Here is a 22,433-nt window from a genome sequence, read left to right as displayed (position 1 = left end):
GGCTTTTCTGCATTCGCAGCCGCACTAGCCGATGGCGGCCTTCTTGAGCGAGCCCCACAGCGATTCCATCTGCTCGAGCGTGCGTCCCTTCGTCTCCGGCACCTTGCGCCACACAAACAGCGCCGCCAGAATGCTCATCACGCCATAAATCCAGTAGGCAAAGCCATGGTGAAAGTGCTTCACAAGGAATGGATTGTTGTTCAGGATCGGGAAGGTCCAGCTCACCAGATAGTTGGCGACCCACTGCACGGCGACCGCAATGGCCATCGCCTTGCCGCGAATCTGGTTGGGGAAGATCTCGCTCAGCAGCACCCATGTTACCGGGCCCCATGAGACGGCAAATCCGGCCGTGTAGACCAGCATGGCAATCAGCGCGCCGAGGCCTTTGCCGCCGGTCCACAGCTCAATGCCCAGCCACGTCATGCTCGCGGCCATGATCAGTCCGCCCACCACCTGCAGCGGACGCCGTCCAAAGCGGTCCACCGTGAGAATGGCGATGACTGTAAACGTCAAATTCACCGCGCCCACAATGATGGTCTGCATCAGCGCCGCGTTGGTGCTCATGCCCATGCCTTTGAAAATGTCCGTCGCATAGTAGAGCACCACGTTGATGCCCACAAACTGCTGGAAGATTGACAGCAGCATGCCGCTGAAGATCAGAAACGCGCCAAACGAAAACAGCTTGCCCGAGTGATTCTGGCTAAGCGACGCGCGAATCTCGCGCAGCTCGCGATCGGCCTCTTCTTTGGTCACCAGCTTGTCGAGCACCGTGCGGGCCTTCGCTTCCTGGCCCTTCATCATCAGGTAGCGCGGCGTCTCGGGCACAAACAGCAGCAGCAGCAAAAAGATCGAGGCCGGAATCGCGCCCGACAGGAACATATATCGCCAGCCAATCGAGTTCAGCCACGCATCGCCGTTGCCGCCCTTCGAGATGCCGTAGTTCACAAAGTAGATCACCAGCATGCCAAAGATAATCGCGAACTGGTTCCACGCCACCAGGTTGCCGCGCACCTTGGGCGGTGCGATCTCGGCAATGTACATCGGCGAAAGCATCGAGGCCAGGCCCACTCCAATGCCGCCCAGAATGCGGTAAATCACAAAGTTCCACATATAGGCCGGGCCGCCGTGGCCGATCGGCGCAAAGGGAAACTCCGGCGCCGAAGCGCCCAGCGCGGAGATCAGAAACAGCACCGCGGCAATCACCAGCCCGCGCTTGCGCCCGATCACCGTGCTCACCCAGCCGCCCATCAGCCCGCCGATAATGCAGCCAATCAGCGCGCTTGACACCACAAAGCCCAGCAGCGAACTCGCCGCGTCGGCCTGCGCCGGGTTGGCCAGGTCACTGAAGCGCGGATTGATGAAGTAAGCCTTCAGGCTGTCCACCGCGCCGTTGATCACTGCCGTGTCATAACCGAAGAGCAGACCGCCAAACGTGGCGATCAGCGCCAGAAACACTACATATTTGTTCAAACGCGCCATACGACCTTTCAAAAACCTCCGCGCAGCACCGGAGGGGGAAACACAAGGAATGGAGCCGGGGAGCGATTTCGCAGGAAAACCGATTTACCCGGCAGGTTCATGAAACCCAGAACCCAGGCCCGATCATCATACCCGAATCCACATACACTCAGACAGAGGGAACCGGCAGGGGAGGGGGATTTTCGCTTTTGGAGATCAGCTTTGAGCTGTTAGCGGCTAGCTCGTAGCTCTCAGCTCTCTGGATTCAGTCCCCAGCCTTCAGTGGTTAGTTTTCAGTTGCCAGTCCCCAGTCCCCAGTTGTCAGTCTCCAGTTATGACTGGCAGGAACAATGGGGGCAGGTCATAGTCGTCACAATAAAAATCGCAATGTCCATCTTCGCTAGTACGAACGCCTGCCAAGAGTAGATTCACCCGCCAGATAATTCTCATTAACAGTGCGGCCTTTGCGGGGCGGTGACACCGGAATTTATACGCCGCATGAACTCCGGCCTATAAGCAACGAAATAGAGAATCGCGGACGCCCAGGAAAATAGGAAAACTTGAATAGCTAGGCAAATCGCCTTAATGAATATATTTGCTTTATAGTGGCGAATACAGAACCACAGCATACAAAACCAGAGGGTAAATTCACCTACGATCGTCGGCGCAAGCAGGCAGCAGATTACCCAAAATAGGAACCGTGCCCACAATGAGTCGCCCAAATTGATCTGTCCAGGTGGCAGCAGGAAAGATGCAGCAATGCCAACAATAGACACGATTGCCGTCATCCAGCTCAGACCGTTCAACAGAGCACTCGCTCTTCTAGACAAGAGCCATGGTGTCCGATGCCCTAGCATAAACTTTGCCCTCTTCTCCTGAAACGCCATTATTGCCTGTATTGTCTGGCCTCTCCGAGTGGGAAAAGCTTCCAAGATGGCGGCTGCGGGTGTGGCCCAGGATTATTAAATACTCCATTGATTAAATCCACGCCTCCCTCCATCATTGCTGGGAAAAATGTCTTTCCGGCGGTCTCGAGATTTGGCACATTGAGATTTAGTGAAAAGCTCCCACCCACGGCGCCAACATCCGCTCCCAGACTGACAAGGCTAATTTTGCCTGTATTTGAAAGCGAAACCGTAGCTTTTCCACGTGAGATGCCAATTTTAGCTCCGGGCCGACTTTCATTGATCGGAGTACCAGGCGCTGGATTATTGAATTGACCTTTAACGGTGAAAAGGGATGCGGCTATCTTTGTTCCCTGAAAGCCTTTAAGGGTTGTATGCTGACTTGAAAACGGATGAAAGGTGGCGCTGGTCCACGCCCCCTCTCTGATGTTTAATTTTAGCCCTCCAATTCCCCCTTGCAGCGCGTAACCAGCACCGCCGGTAATCTTAAGCTCAACTATGTTGTGGACAGCGCGCATAAATTTTTTGCAAGCGGCGCATTGATGTCCATTCTGATCGACGCCATCGAGCGGACGATCGAGCATGTAGCCGTAGAGATTCAGACTCTGCGGATCACCCAGCTTGGCGTAGGGCACCGGCTCGACCTTGGCCGACCAGTCCGGGGACATGAACCTTGCATCATTTTCGGCATAGTATCTGGCCCCGAAGTAGTCATTGCCTGTTTCCTGGTCGTGCTGTTTGCCGGTGAAGTGCTGTTCGTTGGGCGATTGCGGGGAGTTGGTGCACTGGAGCTGGTCGCCGTAGGGCAGGCTGGCGCAGAGCGATTCGAGCACCCCTTCATAGTCGGTCGAAGCACGCCGCGTGCCCAGCCAGTCATTGAGCAGGAAGTGCAGCCCCTGCGCATCGTAGGTGGCGAAGAGCACTCCGTTGGCGTAGACATTGGTGAAGTTCCACTGCATCACGCCCGTGTCGCTCTTGGTGGTTTCCGTCACCGTCTGGCCGGACTGGTTCAGCACATAATCGGTCTCATAAGCCGAGCTCTCAAAGCCGTTCGTCGTCGGATCGCAGCTCCAGCTCGTGATCGGCCCCTTGGCCACGCGGTTGCCGTCGGCATCGTACACATAACCCACCATCGCGCTGATCCCGTCCACGGCAGCACCCTTCACCGCGCAAATGCGGCCCTCCGCGTCATAGAGATACTGGCGGCCCTTCGCATCCGAAGTCGCATCTCCGGCCTGATCATAGTTGGGCGCACCCGAGCCCGTCATCTGGTTGTTGGTGTTGTATTGAACTACCGGTTGTCCACTGCAAGGCGAAGCCCCTCCCGCCGTGCTCGAATAAGCCGTCGCCGAACCCTCTGCATCCAGACGATTGCCCCACTGGTCGTAGTACCAGCAATTGCTGGTCTGGGTAAGCCCGAGACCTTCGACTTCCTCGGCTTCACGCACATCTGCGGGAAGACAAAGAAGGGAAGGTTCATGGTGCTTCGGCAAACGGTTCGCGAGCGCATGCAAGCCAAGCTGCAAGAGGTGAAGATCGGCTTGTGGCGGCGCATGCATGACCCTGTTCCGGAAGTCGGAAAGTGGTTGAAGTCCGTTGCGGGCGGGCATATCCGATACTTCGGAGTGCCGGGGAACGGGCACGCTCTAGCCCACTTCCGCCTCACGGTCAGTCGCCTCTGGCACCACGTTCTTAAACGGCGGAGCCAGCATGGTCGCGTCAAGTGGGAACGAATGAAACGGCTCATCCGCCGCTGGTGGCGAGGGATGGAGGGAAGGGGGCTGGCCAAGGGGAATCTGGGCCAGCAAAACGCATTCCGGACTCAGCGCCGGCAGTTGCGCCAAGTGCGTTGGAACAAAGAGGCCGGCGAATCGACCGACCTGGAATGCCATTGCCGGGCAACATGTCCAAGCCGACTCAGTGACCTTGATTGATGGATCGATCTTAGTAATGAGCCCGCATTCATTGGATTTAGAAGATCCGATGCCTCTTGGAGACGCTTGGCTGCAAAGGCTCGCGAGTATCGCGCCAAGATGTCCCCTAAGATGGCCAACATTGGGCGTTGCTGAAACGCGGTGCGGTCAGACTTTGCCGATGGAGGTACGCGAGATAGATAACCCTGGCGCTTGTACTCACGGGCGCATTAAATTCTCATAGCCCCGGTATCAGCGCCTCCCACGACTAAATTCAGAAGTGCGATGATAGGCAGCAGAGACTGGCGCTAGCTGATTTCGGAGAAGTCATGACGTATTGGGCACACTCTGATGCAAATCGCAGTCCCGACGAAGAAGGTCACCGATGGCAGCCCCTGTCAGAGCACCTCGCGCAGGTTGCAGCTCTCGCACGGGAACTAGCAGAGCGCGCAACAGCACCTGCATCTGCGTTGAGTACTCTGGCCTATGCGGCCGGCATGCTGCACGACTATGGAAAGTATCAGGAATGCTTTCAGCGAATGCTCCATGGTGGATCTTCACGGTGCCCTCACGCGATATACGGTGCAATCGCTTTGCGCTGTTTCGATGAGGATGGTTGTGGGACAGACCGCAAGTGGGCGATGCCGGCCGTGTGTGCTATTGCAGCCCATCACGCCGGGCTTAAAGACTTCTCTGAGCATGAGTGCATAACGGATCCCGGGAATCCTGCGTTTGCAGCAGAGCGGGAGATTGCTCAAAAGCTACTAGGTGCGGCGGCTACAGATTTTCCTGAGATCAGAAGCGCTTTTTCAAGGGAGAAGTCCCGGCTAGAGCAAAGATCGGTCGATATGCAGACCCGCATGCTGCTGAGCTGCCTGGTGGACGCAGACCGCCTGAACACGGCAGGGCGTCTACTCGTTCAGCAAGAATTGCATTCGGAGCATCGGCTCGAGCAGATGAATATTTACCTGGACAGAGTGGCAGATGCGGCGCGGAAACGGGGAACTGCCGCGTCCGTGTTGAACGTGCGTGCGCAGGTACAGCAGCATTGCAGCGACGCCGCCAAACAGTCGCCCGGGGTGTTCTCCCTTTGCGTGCCCACCGGCGGGGGAAAAACGCTTGGCGCGATGCGGTTCGCGCTGGAACACGCCGCCCATAGCCAGGGCAAGCTCCGTAGAGTGATCGTGGTGATCCCATACCTTTCGATCATTGAGCAGAACGCGAAAATTTATGCGGATGTGTTTGGCCCCGAAGCCGTGCTTGAGCATCACTCCGGTGCCGTCACCCCATTGATGAGAAGCGAACGTGAAACGACAAGTACAACGTGTGCGTCAGAAGAAGACGAGATTTCGCCATCCGTTCACCCACGCACGATTGAAACCGAGAACTGGGACGCTCCGGTGATTGTGACTACAAGCGTTCGCTTCTTCGAGTCATTGTTCTCGAATCGCCCGTCGGACCTACGCCGCATTCACAATATTGCCCGCTCGGTCATCATTCTCGACGAGGTCCAGACAATCCCTCGCCGGCTGCTCGCGCCGCTGCTTGGCATGTTGCGCGAGTTAGCGGAAGAGTGGGGCTGCAGCGTGGTTCTTTCCACTGCAACCCAACCTGCTTTTGAGGCCCGCAACCCGCGGCAAACATATTTGTTTCCTTTTGGAAGCATAAAGCCCATCATTCCCGGGGAAACGTCTGCGGCAATGGCCCGAACCTTGCAGCGCGTCCAAATCGATTGGGAGATCGAAGACCGCATCCGTTGGGAAGAACTCGCAACGCGTCTGGCGGAGCAACGGCAGGTGCTCTGCGTGGTCAATCTGCGGGATCATGCAGCGACGGTGTTCGACGGGCTGCGAACGCGACTTCCCTCAGAGGAACAAACAGGGCTTTTCCACCTGAGCACACGCATGTGCGCTCAGCACCGCTTGCGCGTGCTTGATGAAATTCGGCACCGGCTTGGGGCTGGCCTGACGTGCCGCATTGTTTCCACCCAGCTCATCGAGGCGGGCGTCGATCTCAGCGTTCCGATCGCGTTCCGCGCCCTTGGTCCGCTGGACAGCATCATCCAGGTTGCTGGACGCGTTGACCGCGAAGGAACCGCATCCGCAGCCGCAGGCGCTCCTGCCGGAAAGCTCATTGTGTTCCGGCCGGAAGATGAGCGCTACCCGGGAATGGATTACAAAGCTGCCGCCGCAATTACTCAAGGCGTGCTGGACGAGTTTGAGAGCTTGCAGACGGATCACCTGCGCAGTATCAGCGACTATTTTCAGCGCTATTACGAAAGCGGCGGCACGGGGGGCAGGGGCGAGCATCTGGCGGACATGAGGCAGCGCGACAATCCTTACTTCGCAGAGCTCGCGGATGCATTCGAGATGATTGAGTCCCGCACTGCAACCGTATTCGTGCCCTATGGCGAGGGAGCATCGCTCCTTCGGGAGCTTGCAGACACACGGCAACTGGATCGCGACCTCCTGCGGAAGCTGCAACGGTACACAGTGTCGCTGCAACGTTACGAGTTCGAAGCAGCGAAGTCGCAAGGGTTATTCGAGATATGGAGTGGGAGCGATCTCTGGACCTGCGACGCCGCCCAGTACAGCGCGGAGAAGGGACTGCTTCCCCAATTACCCGCCCAGGCCTTCGTCGTGTAACGAGATCTGCCCCGCAAAGGGGCAGTCCTCGAGTCACAAGCCTCGCGAAAGAAGTTTCAGTCCACACGCCCGTGAGGGGGTGATCACCAGGAATAGGATAGACCTCCCCGGAACTGGATACTATGGGACATTTGAACGTCTTCTTATGAGACGCAGGGAGGCATCATGACACGCCGAGACGAACGCCACTGCACAGCCGCAATCCCCATCAGCAAGGACCAGGTCCTGATGATCACGGTAGACACCGTGTCCATCGAAGTTGAGATGGAGGCGCCGCCGTCGTCGCCGCCAAATGGAAAGGCACCTGTTGACGGCTCTGATCCCGCCGACCGTCCCGAAATTGGCTTCCGCCTGAGAAAGAACTAATCTCATCGCACCCCAGAAAGTGAGTTAGCTATGTCGCTTGCGGTTCGTCTTCACGTCTCTGGAGACTTCGCCTGCTTCACCTCGCCTGCTTCGAAGGTGGAGCGATACTCCTACCCACTACCAACACCGTCCGCGGCTCGGAACATTCTCGACGCCATTCTCTGGAAGCCGGAGTTTCGTTGGATCGTGACACGCATCATGCTGGTGCGGCATCCACGCGGAACCGCTGGGCTCCCCGCGACCATTCCTCTAAAGCGGAACGAGGTGCAGAGCACGATCGCACCCGGAACGGTCCGGCAATGGATGCGTGAGCCGGCCGCCTATCAGCCCCTTGCCGCCGGTGCGGGACAGGGGACGGATGGCACACCTCGCATGACGACCGGACTCAAGAATGTAGCGTACGTGATAGAGGCATACCCTCACGTGTTCGACAGCAACGGTGGCGAAAACACTCCGAAAAAATACGTGGAGATGTTTGAGCGGCGGGCTGCGAAAGGGCAGTGCTTTTCGCGTCCTTACCTGGGCTGCCGAGAGTTTGCCGCAGATTTTCGACTTGCAAATGAGACGGATGTTCCCCTGCCGGTTACGGAGAACCTTGGCCGCATGCTGTATGACATTGCGCAGACACCCCACGGCCGCCGCCCGCATTTCTTTGAGGCAAAGCTTGTGGACGGTGAGATGCTTACCGATCCAAAGACGGTTCTACTCGACGAGTCGGTGCGATCGGAGGTGCTCGCATGTTCGTACAAGCGCTAGCCGGATATGCTGACACGCACCTTCGGAAGCAGTTAGACGACGTGGCGTTCGAAGAGCGCCCTGTGCAGTACTTTCTGCAGATCGGGAAGGATGGAAGCTTCCTGGGTGTGATTCCGCGATTCACGGAGGTGCCAGTTGCATCACCAAAGCAAAAGAAGGGTTCAGCGGATAAGCCGCCGAAAACACGCCTCCAGCCCGAGCTCTTGTCGGTTCCCCGCTCTCCGGCGAATCGAAATTCGGGACTCCATCCGCTGCTCGGCTCCGACGACATCAAGTATGTGCTGGGGCCGGGTCCGTGGACGAAGGCAAGCGAACTTGAGAATCACCGCGACCGGCACGAAGCTTTTGTAGAACTGCTTCGTCGTGTCGCCAAAGAGACCAGGGACCGCGCACTGGAAATCTGTGCCCAGTTCTACGACCAGCCGGAGCAGGTAGAGCGTGCGCGAGAAGCGCTGGCGAAGGTCACTCCCGGTTCCAACGTTGCCCTGTTCGTCTTCGGCCAGCCCGTGACGGAGCGCGACGAAGTTCGTGCGTGGTGGAGGCAGCATTACGAAGCGAGCACGGCAGAGCGCGGAGCCGGACAGACTGCCGAATGTCTGATATCCGGAGTCGTAGGGCCGATTCCGTCGACGCACGCAAAGATCAAAGGCACGTCAGCGCTCGGTGGTCAGCCAGCGGGCGTGTCCCTCATGTCCTTCGATAAACCCGCATTCCGCTCATACGGATGGGAGCAGAACGCCAACAGTCCTGTTTCGTCAGATCGTGCCATGGCCTATGTGCTCGCCCTTAACGATCTCTTGAAACCGGGCAGCCAAAACCGCAAGGATTTCGACGGCGTTGCCTTCCTTTTCTGGCTCAAGCGCGACGTGGACATCGATTACAACTCGCTGCTCGAAGAGCCGCCATCAGACGTTCTACTCGATAAAGCGCGTGCCATCATCGGTCTGAAGAACGGTGCCTGGATGCGCCAGGAAGAGCGAAATGAACTCTACATGGCTGCGGTGTCGGCCACGGGCAGCCGCCTTGTGCTACGCTCCTGGTCCAGCATGCCCCTGGAAGATGCATTGGAGTCGCTCCTCGGCTTCTGGGAACAGCTCAAAATGCAGCCGCTGGAAAAAGACAAGCCGCCTCGCGCAGAGCCCTTCTGGAAACTGCTTCATGCACTTGACCGCGAGGGCAGGCCGCCCGCAAGCCGCACCGTTGCGCTTCGCAGGCGCGCGCTAGAGGGCCGATGCAGTCCGTTGGGTTACCGCATCGTGTCGGATGTGCTCGCCCGCATGAGAGCAGACAAGGAAAAGCGCAGAGATATCGCCGCACTCGGACTGCTCCGTCTATGCCTCAACGATCTTCACGCTACCACCGGAAAAGGAGAACCTATGCCTGCCGCTCTTGATGAGACCGAACCGCCTCAGCACCCTGCGTATGTTTGCGGAAGGTTGCTGGCACTGCACGATAGCCTGCAGTGGCGCACCTTTGATGCCGCAGAGGAAGCCCAGCCGAATGCCACGGTCGCAGACCGCTATTACACGCTGATGATGAACTCGCCGGCGATCGGGGTTGCGAAGGTCTTTGACCTTGGAAGGAAGCACCTCAGCAAACTCCGCAAGCTGGATGCAAAATCCGGCACAAGCTACTGCGATTATTTCACTCGCAGGATCTGTGAATTGGAAGAGCATCTCGGAGGGGAACCTCCCGTGCAGTTCGATTTGCACGACAAGGCCCGATTTGCGCTGGGCTTTTATCACGAGAAGGCCCCCCGTTTTCGCGCTCGTAAAGCAGAAAGTATCTCCACCAAACTTCAAGCCAATTCGAACTCCACCGATGAGGAGAACCAGTGAGCACTCTACAAAACCGCTACGATTTCGTGTACTACTTCGACTGCCTTGACGGAAACCCGAACGGCGATCCGGATGCAGACAACCAGCCTCGCACCGATCCCGAAACCAACGAGGGACTCGTCTCCGACGTGTGCCTGAAGCGCAAGGTACGTGACTACGTCTTTCATTCAAAACAGAAGGATGGCGCCCAGGAGCATGGGTTCGACATTTTTGTCCTGTCTGGGAACACGCTGGAAAGTCGGCAGCGGATGCCCTACGATCACCTGAAGCTCGACAGCAAAGATAAGAGCTCCTCGAACATCGGGCAGGCTCGCGCCTGGATGTGCCAGAACTTTTTCGACATCCGTGCATTTGGCGCGGTGATGTCCACCACGGACTTCAACTGTGGTCAGGTGCGCGGACCCGTCCAGTTCACCTTCGCACGTTCGGTCGATCCGGTTTTCACCACGGAGCACACCATCTCCCGCCAGGCATTCACAGGCGAAAAGGATATCAAGAACAGCAACGGCACCTTCGGCAAGAAGCACACCCTCGCCTACGGTCTTTACCGCATGCACGGCTTCATCAATCCGGTGTTTGCTGACATAGGTCCGGACCCTGCAAAGGCAAAGGGAACCGGCTTTACGGAAGACGATCTTGCTCTACTGTGGAAGGCGCTCGGCGGCATGTTCGATCTCGACCACTCCGCGGCACGCGGCCTGATGAGCCCGCGCGAACTGATTGTGTTCAAGCATGCGTCACGGCTCGGGGAGGCTCCCGCACAGCATCTGTTCGAAAGGGTTTCCACAAGAAAGAAGGACGGCGTTACTGTCCCGCGCAGCTTTGAGGATTACGACCTCACCACGCCTCCCGCGGGAGCACTCGCGGGCCACAATGTGGAAGTCCTATACCCGTTGCGGCGCGTGTAGGGCTTCGTGGCTACTACCCCGGACAGCCTATACGACGAGGACGACCTGCTGCCGCTCTCAGGATTGGCTCACATGGCCTTCTGCGAGCGGCGGTGGGCGCTCGTTCACGTGGAGCAGCAGTGGGCAGAGAACCGCTATACCGTCGAAGGCGAGCAGGGCCATGAGCGCGCCCATAGCGGAATTCCGGAGAGCCGCCCCGATCTGCTGATCCGTCGCACGCTTCCCCTACGCTCGCTTCGCCTCGGCCTCTCCGGGCAAAGCGATGTCGTGGAATTTCATCCATCCACGCAGCCGAACGCAATTTCCCTCGACGGGCACGCAGGCCGATGGCAGCCGGTTCCGGTGGAGTTCAAGCGCAGCCGCGACAAGGCAGGCAGCATCGCTTACCGCCTTCAGCTTTGCGCACAGGCCATGTGCCTGGAAGAAATGCTTTCAACCTCGGTCATAGAAGGTGCCATCTTCGACGTGAGTACGCGCCGGCGTGAAGCTGTCATCTTCCCGGCGGCCGTGCGGCGTGAGGTGGAGCGGCTTGCAGCCCGTATGCATTCCATGCGGCGAGGCGGCAAAACGCCTTCCGCCGTGCCTAAGCCGGCCTGCAGGAAATGCTCCCTGATGGATACGTGTTTGCCCGGACTGAAGATGGGCAATCCGCAGACTGAGCCCGTGGCCAGATACCTGCAACGTGCCATAAAGGAACACACCATATGAGGCCGTTACTCAATACATTGTTCGTTACCACGCAAGGGTCATATCTCTCCCGCGATGGGCTCACCGTGTCGATCTCTGTAGAGCGCGAGGTCCGGGCGCGTGTACCCATCCACACGCTGAACTCGATTGTGTGCTTCGGGGTTGTGACCTGCAGTCCTTTTGTTCTTCAGTTGGCATCAGAGAACGGCGTGTCGCTTGTACACCTTACAGAACATGGCCGCTTCATAGCGCGCATGCAGGGACGCACCCAGGGAAACGTTCTGCTCCGGCGGACGCAATTCCGTACGGCGGATGACATGAGTGCATCTGCACGGATCGCACGTTCCATCCTGATTGGGAAGGTAAGCAATGCTCGAACCGTGCTACAGCGCGGTGCCCGGGAGAGCGAATCGGAAGTCGCCCGGGAGAGACTCGAACACGCCGCCTTGCGTCTCGCCCGGTTGATGCCTGATCTGGCCCGGGCGGACGACCTGGATACGCTCCGCGGCTTTGAAGGAGATGCGGCCGCAATTTACTTCGGCGCCTTCGACGCGCTCATAGCCGATCCTTCGGACGCATTTCGCTTTACGGGCCGCAGCCGCCGTCCTCCGCTCGATAATGTAAATGCGCTGCTTTCGTTTCTTTATGCTCTGCTGGCGAGCGATGTAGCGGCAGCCTTGGAGACCGTTGGGCTGGATCCACAGGTAGGCTTCCTTCATCGTGACAGACCGGGACGCGCAAGCCTCGCGCTTGACTTGATGGAGGAGCTCCGCGCTCCTGTTGCAGACCGCGTTGCCCTCAGCCTCATCAACCGCAGACAGGTGCGATCCTCCGGGTTTGAACGTGGCGATACAGGCGGCATAACAATGGCAGATGCTACCCGGAAAGCGGTCCTTGCAGAGTGGCAATCGAGAAAGACCGAAGAGATTCGGCACCCGTTTCTGAACGAAGTTGTTCCGATAGGACTCTTGCCGTACGTACAAAGTCTTCTGCTGGCCCGGTATCTTCGCGGCGATCTTGATGGCTATCCACCCATGTTGTGGAAGTAACAGCGACGAAGCACGAACGTAGGAGATATAGAGTTGTTCCTCGCAATCGTAAGCTACGATGTATGCACTAGAACCCCGGAAGGGAGGCGTCGGCTTCGCCAGGTAGCCCGAGCCTGCGAAGACTATGGTCAGCGCGTTCAGAACTCCGTATTCGAATGCTGGGTAAGCAGCGAAAACTTCCTCATGCTGCGCAAACGTCTGGTCGATATCATGGACGCTGGTGAGGACAGTGTGCGCATCTATTTCCTTGGCGAGCGGTGGAAGGGACGAGTGGAGCATCTGGGCGTCAAGTCAGTTCTCGACCCCCAGGGCCCGCTGATCCTCTAGCCTGCATTTTCCATATCGCGTACCTCCGGCACGCATGACAGGCAATGTCGGAATTCCCCAGGAAGTCACAGATGCCGCGCACACCTCGACACCACCTATTGCCGATACGCGATAATGAGCATGTAAGCTCCTTTGCTTGCCATCAGTTAGCACAGGAGCCGTCGCGCCCCTCGCGGGCGCGTGGATTGAAACAACCGCCACACGGCTGTGAGCCTGGTAGCCACAGTCGCGCCCCTCGCGGGCGCGTGGATTGAAACAACCGCCGGGGAAGGCAGCCAGCCGATCAACACACGTCGCGCCCCTCGCGGGCGCGTGGATTGAAACAACCGCCGGGGAAGGCAGCCAGCCGATCAACACACGTCGCGCCCCTCGCGGGCGCGTGGATTGAAACAACCGCCGGGGAAGGCAGCCAGCCGATCAACACACGTCGCGCCCCTCGCGGGCGCGTGGATTGAAACTGGCCGATGGCATCAAGGTTGTGGAGGACCCGAACGTCGCGCCCCTCGCGGGCGCGTGGATTGAAACCTCCTGAACCAATCAAATTCAGCCACACCGGCAACGTCGCGCCCCTCGCGGGCGCGTGGATTGAAACTTCCAGGACGGCTCCGGCAACAGCTGGACCACAGTCGCGCCCCTCGCGGGCGCGTGGATTGAAACGCGTGTGCCTCGGGGCGACGACGATTTTATCTGGTCGCGCCCCTCGCGGGCGCGTGGATTGAAACGATGAAACCCCTCACAGTACCACCAGCAGCTTGTCGTCGCGCCCCTCGCGGGCGCGTGGATTGAAACCGGAGTGAGCCAGGCTTCTGCCCTCGTCGAATACCGTCGCGCCCCTCGCGGGCGCGTGGATTGAAACTATTTCGATGACGTTAAACATCCTTACAGGGTTGGTCGCGCCCCTCGCGGGCGCGTGGATTGAAACGATCTTGGCGTCCGGGACTCAGCAGTTCAGCGCAGTCGCGCCCCTCGCGGGCGCGTGGATTGAAACTCGCGTAGCGCGTGGGGACTTTGATCCATCACGGTCGCGCCCCTCGCGGGCGCGTGGATTGAAACACGAATGGCGCATGCACTTCGAACCCGACTGTTTCGTCGCGCCCCTCGCGGGCGCGTGGATTGAAACTTGCCGGCCAATGCGCAGATCGGCCAAACCGCCGTCGCGCCCCTCGCGGGCGCGTGGATTGAAACACGGCCGATGGTCTCAACTTCGCCGCTGACACCCGTCGCGCCCCTCGCGGGCGCGTGGATTGAAACCACTTGTGCGAATGCTTCGGACATCTACATCCATGTCGCGCCCCTCGCGGGCGCGTGGATTGAAACCAACACTTCATCGCCAACCGGAGCAGCGACCAACGTCGCGCCCCTCGCGGGCGCGTGGATTGAAACCGCTGTTGGCCTCGAGAACGTTCAGCCGCATTTTGTCGCGCCCCTCGCGGGCGCGTGGATTGAAACTCGATCACCAACGGCGGCAGCGGCTACACTGACACGTCGCGCCCCTCGCGGGCGCGTGGATTGAAACTGAGCGTGGAAGGCTCTCTCGATCTCAGTGGCACGGTCGCGCCCCTCGCGGGCGCGTGGATTGAAACCATCTCCCCATCGCAGCAAATAGGGCATCGAAACCGTCGCGCCCCTCGCGGGCGCGTGGATTGAAACACGAACAACAATAACTCGGCCATCGCTGCCAGCCGCCGTCGCGCCCCTCGCGGACGCGTGGATCGAAACCCTCTGCAGGGGCGGCCGTTGCGGGCAGAATACAGCCCCCGCATGGATGGGAAGCGCAAAACGTCCGATCAAGTACGGCTTCGATAATGGCATCTCCGGATGGTGGAGTGACGAGGTCAATGCAGGGAGAGCGCGGATGGTTTGCGGGGCATGATCGTTACGGCTGCGTAGCGGATGTCGAAGTCCCAGCAGGGGGCAAGCATCAGTTGCGGATTCAAAGGGGCCAAGGTCCGGGAGCAATCCGGCCGAAGCCCCCTGCGCTTGCGGTGAGACGCCATCCACGATCCCTAGCGCGTCGTGACGGAGTCGACGGTCACCGGCCCCAGCAGACCGGAGGGCTGCAAGGGTGAATTTGCGTGGTAGGGATGGTAGTCGGTGAAGGTGTACTTTTTCGCCGCGTTGGGCTGCTGATCTCCAATGATGCGATTCGCCCATGCGTTGGTGACCCGGATGGTGAGGGTGTTGCTGCCGGGGTGCAGGGCTGAGGTGGCGTCGAGGCGGTAGGGAGTGTGCCACACGATGCCGAGGGACTCGCCGTTGACGGAGACCTCGGCCAGATTCCTGACGACTCCCAGATTGATCCAGATATGTGCGCCGTGCCGGAACCAGGATGCCGGCGCCTGGAGCGTGCGGGTATAAGTGCCGGTTCCGGAGAAATATTTGACGCCGGAATCGGGGTTATCGCTCCATGAGGCCAGCGTGTCGAGTGTGATGGACGGCGGCGCGCCCCAGTCTGGCGGGAAGTTGACTTTCCAGGGTCCGTGAAGGGTCGCCAGTTGCTCGGTGTCCCGGGCGGGCGCCGTCCAGGAGTGCTTGGTGGTATGGCCGCGAAAAACGACAAAGACAGTTCCCCACGGTGCGAAGTGTAGCGGAAGGGTGGTTCGGCCGTTGGCAATGGTGTAGCTGACGGAGTCGATGCTGCCGGTGTCAGAGTGCCAGAGCGCGGGGATGCGCCCGTCTACGCGGAAGCTGGCCTCAACCGTGGCGGGGGCATCGCTGCGGTTGTCAAGGAAGTAGATGTCGCCGTCGGGCAGTTTGCGATGGATGAATTTGACATTGGCACCCGGCACGGTTGGGATGCAGTCGAAGTCGGGCGCGGCCTGCATGGCAACAAGTGCTTCGGCGACGGTGGACCCGGCATAGACGGTGCCTTTGCCGAGATGGTGAATGCCGGTTCCATCCCCGAAGAGCTGATCTGCGAGGGCATGAAATTGCGCCTGGTCGTCGGAGAGGCTGGGGTCACTGGTGGGTTTGGGTCCGGCGACGGTGGCGCCCTGCATGACAAGCCGATGGATGGCCTCCAGCACTGGCAGTGACATGTGACGACTGTTCTGGTTGAGGCCAAGGATGCGATAGGTGACTTTGCCTGGGGTAGTGATTTCGCCGGCAGCGTTGACGCCGAGCACATGCAGAAGGGCATCGGCGTCGGCGTAGTCGAAGTCGTACCCATTGGGCAGGTTGGGCGAGCGGTCGTGATAAAGCGCGGTGAGGTTGGTGTCCTGACCGTAGTAATAGAGTATGTCCGCAGCGAAGCGGCCCTGCTGAAGCATATAGCTGTTGCGGGCCAGGTAGCGAATCCATGGGCTGGCTTCGCCAGCCCATGTTTCATTGCGGTTGAACCACTGACCGAAAGGCCCGAGCGTGAGCCCCGGTTTCTTGTTCAGCAGCGGCTGGTGAGCTGATTCGTGGATGAAGAAGCGGTTGATGCCGTTGAGGAACTCCTGATCTGCGGTTGGCTTGAGCGTCGCGGGGGACCAGGCCCAGGGATCGGCGGCAGCTGTCATGGACTCGGCCGCAGTCAGGTTCTGCCCATAGATATGGGCCACTGACGCGGACTCACGATCGTCGGCGTTGTAGTTGTACTGAACATTGTTGGTGCTGAGCGTCTGCGTCCACATGGCGCCCATCGGAACCTGGCAGTGTTTTTTGACGCGCATGCCGTCGGCGACAAAGGCGCGACCGCTTTCATCGGATTCGCAGTAATGGGTAAGATGCCACTGATCGAGCACCTTTTGAATGACGCCGAAATGCTGGGTGGCAATGAGGTCGCCTATGGTCTGGCGGAAGTCCCAGAGGAAGCGGTCGCTTTGTGCGGGGCTGCCGACCACAACGCCGGTCAGCACGGGCATCCAGGGAATGGGATTGTAACCGCGAAGCTTACGAAATTGCTGGATCATGTCGCCGGTCCAGTTTTCCGACCCGGCTTCCCAACTGTCATTGGTGACGCTGGTGATGCCGCGTGCGCCCATGTTGGCGGCGCCGACCGCGCTCTTGTAGCTATCGAGATAGGCCTCCATGTATTGGTGAACGTCGTTGCCGTTGAGCTTGTCGACTTCGAGTCCGGTGGACTCGATGGTTGCGGGATGGTTGGTGATGCCCAGAAGGCTGTAGCCGAAGCGGAGAATGGCCCAGCGCCCCGGCGGCGGCGTCCAGTCCAGCGTGCCATCCGTTTTGACCTTTGAGGTGAGGTCGATCACATCTGCAGGTCTGACCGCGGCGTCGGAGGCGTAGGCAGGCGTGGGAAAACGATCAAGGCCGGCAGTGGGCACGAATGCAGCCTTCTGCTCAAAATGATTGACGCGGGCGCCAGTGTGCAGGACCAGTTCTGCGATTTTATAGCCGGTAGGCGCCGTTTCGGCTTTCAGCCCGAAGGATCTGGGATCCACGCCCTTGGCCCAGGCCGGGGGCGGCGGGGCGATGCCGCGATGAAAGGTCACCCGGAAATACCGGGCCGTGACCGGCGCAAAGGAGATGGTGGTCTCGGGGGAGTCGCCCGTATCGAGTCGGGCTACTGTGCGCCAGGTCTGACCATTATCACTGGCCTCGAGCACCTTTTTCGGAGCCGCTATGCCGTAGATCATGGAGACGATGCGGTCGGGATTCTGGGTGACGAGGGTGATGGCGCGGATAGTCACGGGGTGGGAAAACGCATATCTGATCCAGGCGTCCTGCCCCTGGGGAGGAATTGCGAGCGAGGTCGTCCGGGTGAGATTTCCGTCAGTGAGCAGGGCATAGTCTGGGTGGCCGCCGCTGGCGGTGATTTGCGGATGCAGAGAGGCAAGCGGCACGTCGTCTGCTGGGATACGGTAGGCGACCACCACAGAGTCTTCATAGTAATGGGGGATGGTGCGGTCGCCACTGCTGGAGCCAAGGACGTCGTGAATGGTTTCGTCCTGAAAGGCACCGGTTTCGGACGGAGGATGCGGGAGCTTCTGGTCGAATCGGCGACCGCCTTGAACGACGATCGTGCTCCAGACATACTTTTTCATTCCCTGGGAGGGCCTGACCCAGGGGCCACCAGTCTCGCTCCAGCCAGGGGAACTATCGATGGACTCTTTCATGTCGAACTGTTCGAGCAGCCGGGTGGCATAAAGAAAGTCGCTCCTCCAGGCGGGCGTCATGTAGACGACGCGCTGCTTGACGACCTGAGGAGTGGAGAGCGACGCATCGATGGTGGTGACGCCGCCGAGGCCGATGCTGTGCATCCACTGAAGGTCGAGACGAATGCCCTGCCGGGATATGTTGCCGTTCATCCAATGCCACCAGACGCGCGGGCGGGCACTCTCGGGCGGCGTCGAGAAGCCGGAGCGGAGCGTCGCGGGTGTACTAGCGGAAGCAGTGGCCGGGCTTTGCGCGTGGGCAAAGACAGGAATGAACAACATTGCGGCGGCGGCCACGACGAGCTGAGAGCGATGCATGTTATTCGGCTCCGATCGGCAAGAAGGTCAGAAATCTGGAAAGCCTGGATGTGGGATGGATACCAGAACGCGGTTCACGCTAGCACATCGTCTCAATATCCGTAAATAAAATAATTCCTCATTCAATATGCGCGTCAGCCGTACAGAGTGTAATTAAAGTCCCTATTGAAGTTGAGTTGTCCGGGCCAGTTTGCGACGGTTCCGGGGGGGCGGGGAACATTCTGCTGCCGGGGACGGGGAAGCATTGATTCGCACGGGGTCATCGAAGAGAGTAGGTGGCGGCCAATGATAGATAACGGTGAGCTAATCAATATTTCTAAATGTGAGGCCCGGTTAGGATGGCTGTAAGAAGGCTAAAAGCCAGGTGGTATGACCACTTGCGAGGAGTTAATCCGCGACGGAACGGGGAACTGTGAGCGCGAATAGTGCATGGCGCTTCGGAAGCAAGATATTTATGTCCTGCGACGCAGGTGACTTGTAATCGCCAGATAAAACGTCTTTTAGGTCCCTCCCGGTAGGCCGCGAGCAAGCCGCGAAAACTTTCCTTCGAAATGGCGCTTGACATTGCAACCCGCGTGAGCATAGGTTGCAGTCCGTAAAGTTTTTCAATACTGAAACTGAGGCCGACATGCAAGCGCAAACAATCCGCAACCTCCTGCTCGTAGTCCTGTTGGTGGTATCGCTATCGACTCTGAGAGCAAATGCCCAGGCTAACCTGGGGGCTATCAGCGGCACGGTCACCGACCCGACGGGAGCTGCGGTGCCGGGCGCGACGGTCGTGGTGACGAATACTTCAACGGGAATTGCCAAGACGCTGACGACGAATGCGGATGGCTACTACTCCGCCGAGGACCTGGATGCGGGCCAGTACACGGTCAAAGTGACAGATCAGGGATTTCAGGCCGCGGTTTTCTCCAACCTGCAGTTGTCGCCGGGGCAGCGTCTGGCTAACAACGCGATGCTGAAGGTGGGCAATGTTTCTTCGCAGGTGGTAGTGAATGCGAACGCGCTCCAGGTGAATACGCAGACGTCAGAGAGCGGCGGCACGATCTCAAGCAAGCAGATCAGCAACCTGATGCTGAATGGGCGGAACTTTCAGACCCTCGGTATTTCGATTCCGGGCGTAAGCAGCACGGCGGGCGCCGATTCGCTGAACGGCGGGGGCCTCGAGGGCGGAACGACGCTGATTGTGAACGGGCAGTCGACCGAGTACACGACGTACACGATTGACGGAGTGTACAACATGAACTCGGGAAATCTCTCAAACATCAACATCCTGCCGATTGTGGATGCGATCTCGCAGTTCAGTGTGCTGAAGGACAACTACAGCGCGCAGTATGGGTTTGCCGGATCTGGGCAGATCGTGGTGCAGACCAAGGCTGGGGGGCGGGAGTTTCATGGTGATGCCTGGGACTTTCTCCGCAACAGCGCATTCGATGCGAATAACTATTTTTCGACATCGAAGGAACCTCTTCATCAGAACATCTTCGGTTACACGCTGGGCGGTCCGGTTGTGATTCCGGGGGTTTACAACACGCGCAGGAATCGCAAGACATTCTTCTTTGCTTCGAATCAGTGGTATGTGATCAGCGCGGGGCAGGTATCGCGCGGATCGGTGTTTACCGATGCAATGCGCAATGGAGACTTCAGCGCGAGCCCGACCCTGCCGTCTTCGAAGGCACTTGCGATTGATGCACACAGCCAAGCGCTGCTGGCGTCAGAAGGGAAGACAGGCTGCCTGACCGGACCTACTACGATCAATCCGACGTGCTTCGATCCGGTGGCGGCGTCGCTAATTCAGACCTACATGCCCCAGCCGAATAATCAAGCGGGTGGCTTTCTAAACTACGTGAATGGCAATCCACTGACCACGAGCCAGGTGGATTACGTTTACCGGTTGGATCAGCAATTGCCGATGAAGACGCAATTGACGGGCCGCATCATGTACGAGCAAGTAAAAAATGGTTTTCCCTATGACACGTGGGGCGGGATGCCTTACACCACCACCACAGACTCGTACTACACGACCGCATTCAACGGTCTGATCCGGCTGCAATCGACAGTTACGCCGAATCTGATGAACACGGTGAGCCTGGCCGAGACCTATGACAAGCCACGCATCAATACGCTGACCGGCGGTAAGTTGCCGAGCGGGGTCAGCATTCAGCAGCAGTTCCCGAATGCTCCTACGTTGGGCCGCATGCCGAATGTGAGCATATCGAGTGGATGGTCAGGCTTCGGCGTAAGTTCGGAGCCGATTACGGCATCGGATGGGGAGGGCGTGATCCAGGATGATCTGAATTGGGTTCACGGCAAGCAGGTGATTCAGGCGGGGCTGCTCTACATGTTCGGGATCAAGCGGCAGAATGTATTTACCAATCCGCAGGGCTCGTTCACTTTTACCGGCGTGCATACAGGCGATCCGGCCGCGGACTTTCTGCTTGGCCTGGACAACAGCTACAGCCAGGCAAGCTCGCAGAAGCTTGGCAGCTACCACTATCGGCAAGGTGCCTGGTATGTGCAGGATGACTGGAATGTGATGCCAAGGCTGACGCTCAACATGGGTGTGCGCTGGGTGTATTTCTCAAACGACACGGTAAGCGGTGATGAGGTGACCACGTTCAATCCGGCGTTGTATGACGCAAGCCAGGCACCGGTCGTGAACGTGGATGGCAGCCTGCAGGTAAACGCTCAGAATGAGCCGGTGACTTCAAGCGGAACGGTAGCGAATCTGTTGAATGGCCTGGAGTTTGCGGGGAAGAACGGAGTGCCGAGCGGCTTCTTTATCCCGAAGAAGACAAACTTCGCGCCACGCGTGGGATTTGCCTACGACGTGTTCGGCAACGGCAAGACTTCTGTGCGTGGCGGATACGGGATCGGGTATTCGCGCATTCCGCTCGAGCAGATTTATAACGCATTCGGGCAGAACCCGCCATTCAACCAGAGTGCAAATATTTTGAACAGCCTGCTGAGCAACGGAACAGCGGGGACGCAGGCTGCGCCCACCACGCAGACACTGGACAATGTTCCCCTGAACTTTACGCCATCGCAAATTCAAACCTACAGCCTGACGTTAGAGCAGCAGATCATTCCGAACATGATTGCATCCGTTGCCTACACGGGAAGCCTGGGGCGTCACCTGATGACATACCAAGGCGGTTACGATTTCAACTTTCCGCTGCCGGTGACGGCGCCCAGCACGTCCGGATGCCTGGCGGCCGGCCAGGCGGCGTCAAGCCGGTATGACTTCGATCCCTGCATCAACGTCGGGCTGGCTTCAGAAGACTACACGCGTCCTTACAAGGGCTACAGCACGATGAATAACGAGTACGATGAAGGGTCCTCGAATTACAACTCGCTGCAATCCTCTCTTCGTTACCGGACGAACAACCTGCAGCTCACGGTGGCATATACCTACCAGAAGACGCTTGGGACGATCGGCGCACACGGTGCGGGATCGGCTGGATCGCAGTCGACGCCGGCGCAGAATCCGCGCAATTTTCACGCCGAGTATGGTCCGCCTTCCTATGACTTTACGAACGATCTTACGGCGACGTGGGTCTACCGGATTCCAATCTTTGACCACAGCGGCCATGCGATGCAGGCGTTGCTGGGGGACTGGAGCTTTTCGGGACTGGCATTGCACCAGAGCGGATTTGCGATGAGCCCCGGTATGGGCACGACGACCCGCGGCCTGGCGATTCGCCCGGATCAGGTGAAGGCTTACTCGAAGGTGGGCAGGCTGAATGAGTGGTTCAATACCACCGACTTTGCGGCACCGGCATATGGATTCTTCGGAGATGCGCGGAACGGCACAATTCGTGGACCCGCGTACACGTCGCTGAATGTGGCGCTGCAGAAGACCTGGCCGCTGGTGAGCCGTCTGCATGCGCAGTTCAGGGCCGAGGCGTTCAATGTGGCGAACCATCCGAACTTTCGCTCTGTGGATACCGGGGTGGGCGATGGCAGCTATGGACAGGTGACCAATGCAGGTGACCCGAGAATTCTCGAGTTCTCATTGAAGCTGGTTTATTGATATCCGTGGTGGGGCGAGGACCGATGATGGCGCTTGCCCCGGCTTATTGCCGATCAGTTCAAAACTAATCGTGACGAGAGTGGAGGGGAATGGATGGGTCGCAGGCAGAGGATTGTGTTCTTGATGGC

At 58.8% G+C, this 22,433-nt stretch carries 12 protein-coding genes and 1 CRISPR repeat array; of the genes, 9 read left to right on the top strand and 3 right to left on the bottom strand.

The window, feature by feature from the left end:
* Positions 1-24: 24 nt before the first annotated feature.
* Together xylE and ACP_RS18555 are read right to left on the bottom strand one after the other, a co-directional pair.
* The gene (gene xylE, locus ACP_RS03790) at positions 25-1,479 is read right to left on the bottom strand and encodes a D-xylose transporter XylE (RefSeq protein WP_015895956.1); all 1,455 of its coding nucleotides are present in this window, start codon (positions 1,477-1,479) and stop codon (positions 25-27) included.
* Positions 1,480-2,344: 865 nt separating this feature from the next.
* On the bottom strand, positions 2,345-3,973 hold the full coding sequence (locus tag ACP_RS18555) for an RHS repeat domain-containing protein (RefSeq protein ID WP_238525639.1): 1,629 nt from the start codon (positions 3,971-3,973) through the stop codon (positions 2,345-2,347).
* Between the two features lie 632 nt (positions 3,974-4,605).
* Between ACP_RS18555 and ACP_RS03770 the strand changes: the two genes are divergently transcribed.
* From ACP_RS03770 to cas2, 8 genes are all read left to right on the top strand, one after another.
* Positions 4,606-6,921, top strand: a complete 2,316-nt coding sequence (locus tag ACP_RS03770; RefSeq protein WP_015895954.1) for a CRISPR-associated helicase/endonuclease Cas3 — start codon at positions 4,606-4,608, stop codon at positions 6,919-6,921.
* 165 nt (positions 6,922-7,086) lie between these two features.
* Complete coding sequence (locus ACP_RS03765; protein WP_015895953.1) at positions 7,087-7,287, top strand: hypothetical protein; 201 nt, start codon at positions 7,087-7,089, stop codon at positions 7,285-7,287.
* Between the two features lie 30 nt (positions 7,288-7,317).
* Entirely contained in the window at positions 7,318-8,043 is a 726-nt protein-coding gene (gene cas5c, locus ACP_RS03760) for a type I-C CRISPR-associated protein Cas5c (RefSeq protein ID WP_015895952.1), read from the top strand.
* Positions 8,044-8,084: 41 nt separating this feature from the next.
* Positions 8,085-9,881, top strand: a complete 1,797-nt coding sequence (gene cas8c, locus ACP_RS03755) for a type I-C CRISPR-associated protein Cas8c/Csd1 (protein ID WP_238525637.1) — start codon at positions 8,085-8,087, stop codon at positions 9,879-9,881.
* Positions 9,878-10,789 carry a type I-C CRISPR-associated protein Cas7/Csd2 gene (gene cas7c / locus ACP_RS03750; protein ID WP_015895950.1) on the top strand — a complete coding sequence of 304 codons (912 nt, stop codon included), beginning with the start codon at positions 9,878-9,880 and terminating at the stop codon, positions 10,787-10,789. The genes cas8c and cas7c overlap by 4 nt, the downstream gene beginning before the upstream one ends.
* Before the next feature lie 6 nt (positions 10,790-10,795).
* Positions 10,796-11,497 (top strand): CRISPR-associated protein Cas4, encoded by a 702-nt coding sequence (cas4, locus tag ACP_RS03745; protein WP_015895949.1) that lies wholly within the window; start codon positions 10,796-10,798, stop codon positions 11,495-11,497.
* The gene (cas1c, locus tag ACP_RS03740; RefSeq protein ID WP_015895948.1) at positions 11,494-12,525 is read left to right on the top strand and encodes a type I-C CRISPR-associated endonuclease Cas1c; all 1,032 of its coding nucleotides are present in this window, start codon (positions 11,494-11,496) and stop codon (positions 12,523-12,525) included. The genes cas4 and cas1c overlap by 4 nt, the downstream gene beginning before the upstream one ends.
* 33 nt (positions 12,526-12,558) lie before the next feature.
* Positions 12,559-12,852 carry a CRISPR-associated endonuclease Cas2 gene (gene cas2, locus ACP_RS03735; RefSeq protein ID WP_015895947.1) on the top strand — a complete coding sequence of 98 codons (294 nt, stop codon included), beginning with the start codon at positions 12,559-12,561 and terminating at the stop codon, positions 12,850-12,852.
* A 160-nt stretch (positions 12,853-13,012) separates the two neighbouring features.
* Positions 13,013-14,571: direct repeats of the CRISPR family, unit length 32 nt; unit sequence GTCGCGCCCCTCGCGGGCGCGTGGATTGAAAC.
* Positions 14,572-14,858: 287 nt separating this feature from the next.
* Here the strand turns inward: cas2 and ACP_RS03730 are convergent.
* Positions 14,859-18,269, bottom strand: coding sequence for a glycosyl hydrolase (locus tag ACP_RS03730; protein WP_015895946.1), 3,411 nt, complete (start codon positions 18,267-18,269; stop codon positions 14,859-14,861).
* A 628-nt stretch (positions 18,270-18,897) separates the two neighbouring features.
* Here ACP_RS03730 and ACP_RS03725 point away from each other — a divergent pair.
* Positions 18,898-22,305: a TonB-dependent receptor gene (locus ACP_RS03725; protein WP_015895945.1), complete on the top strand. Its 3,408-nt coding sequence runs from the start codon at positions 18,898-18,900 to the stop codon at positions 22,303-22,305.
* Positions 22,306-22,433: the final 128 nt, after the last annotated feature.

Origin of the sequence: Acidobacterium capsulatum ATCC 51196 (genome assembly GCF_000022565.1) — a bacterium.
GTDB lineage: Bacteria > Acidobacteriota > Terriglobia > Terriglobales > Acidobacteriaceae > Acidobacterium > Acidobacterium capsulatum.
Note: the sequence above shows the minus strand (reverse complement) of the source record. Positions and strands in the feature narration are given on the sequence as shown.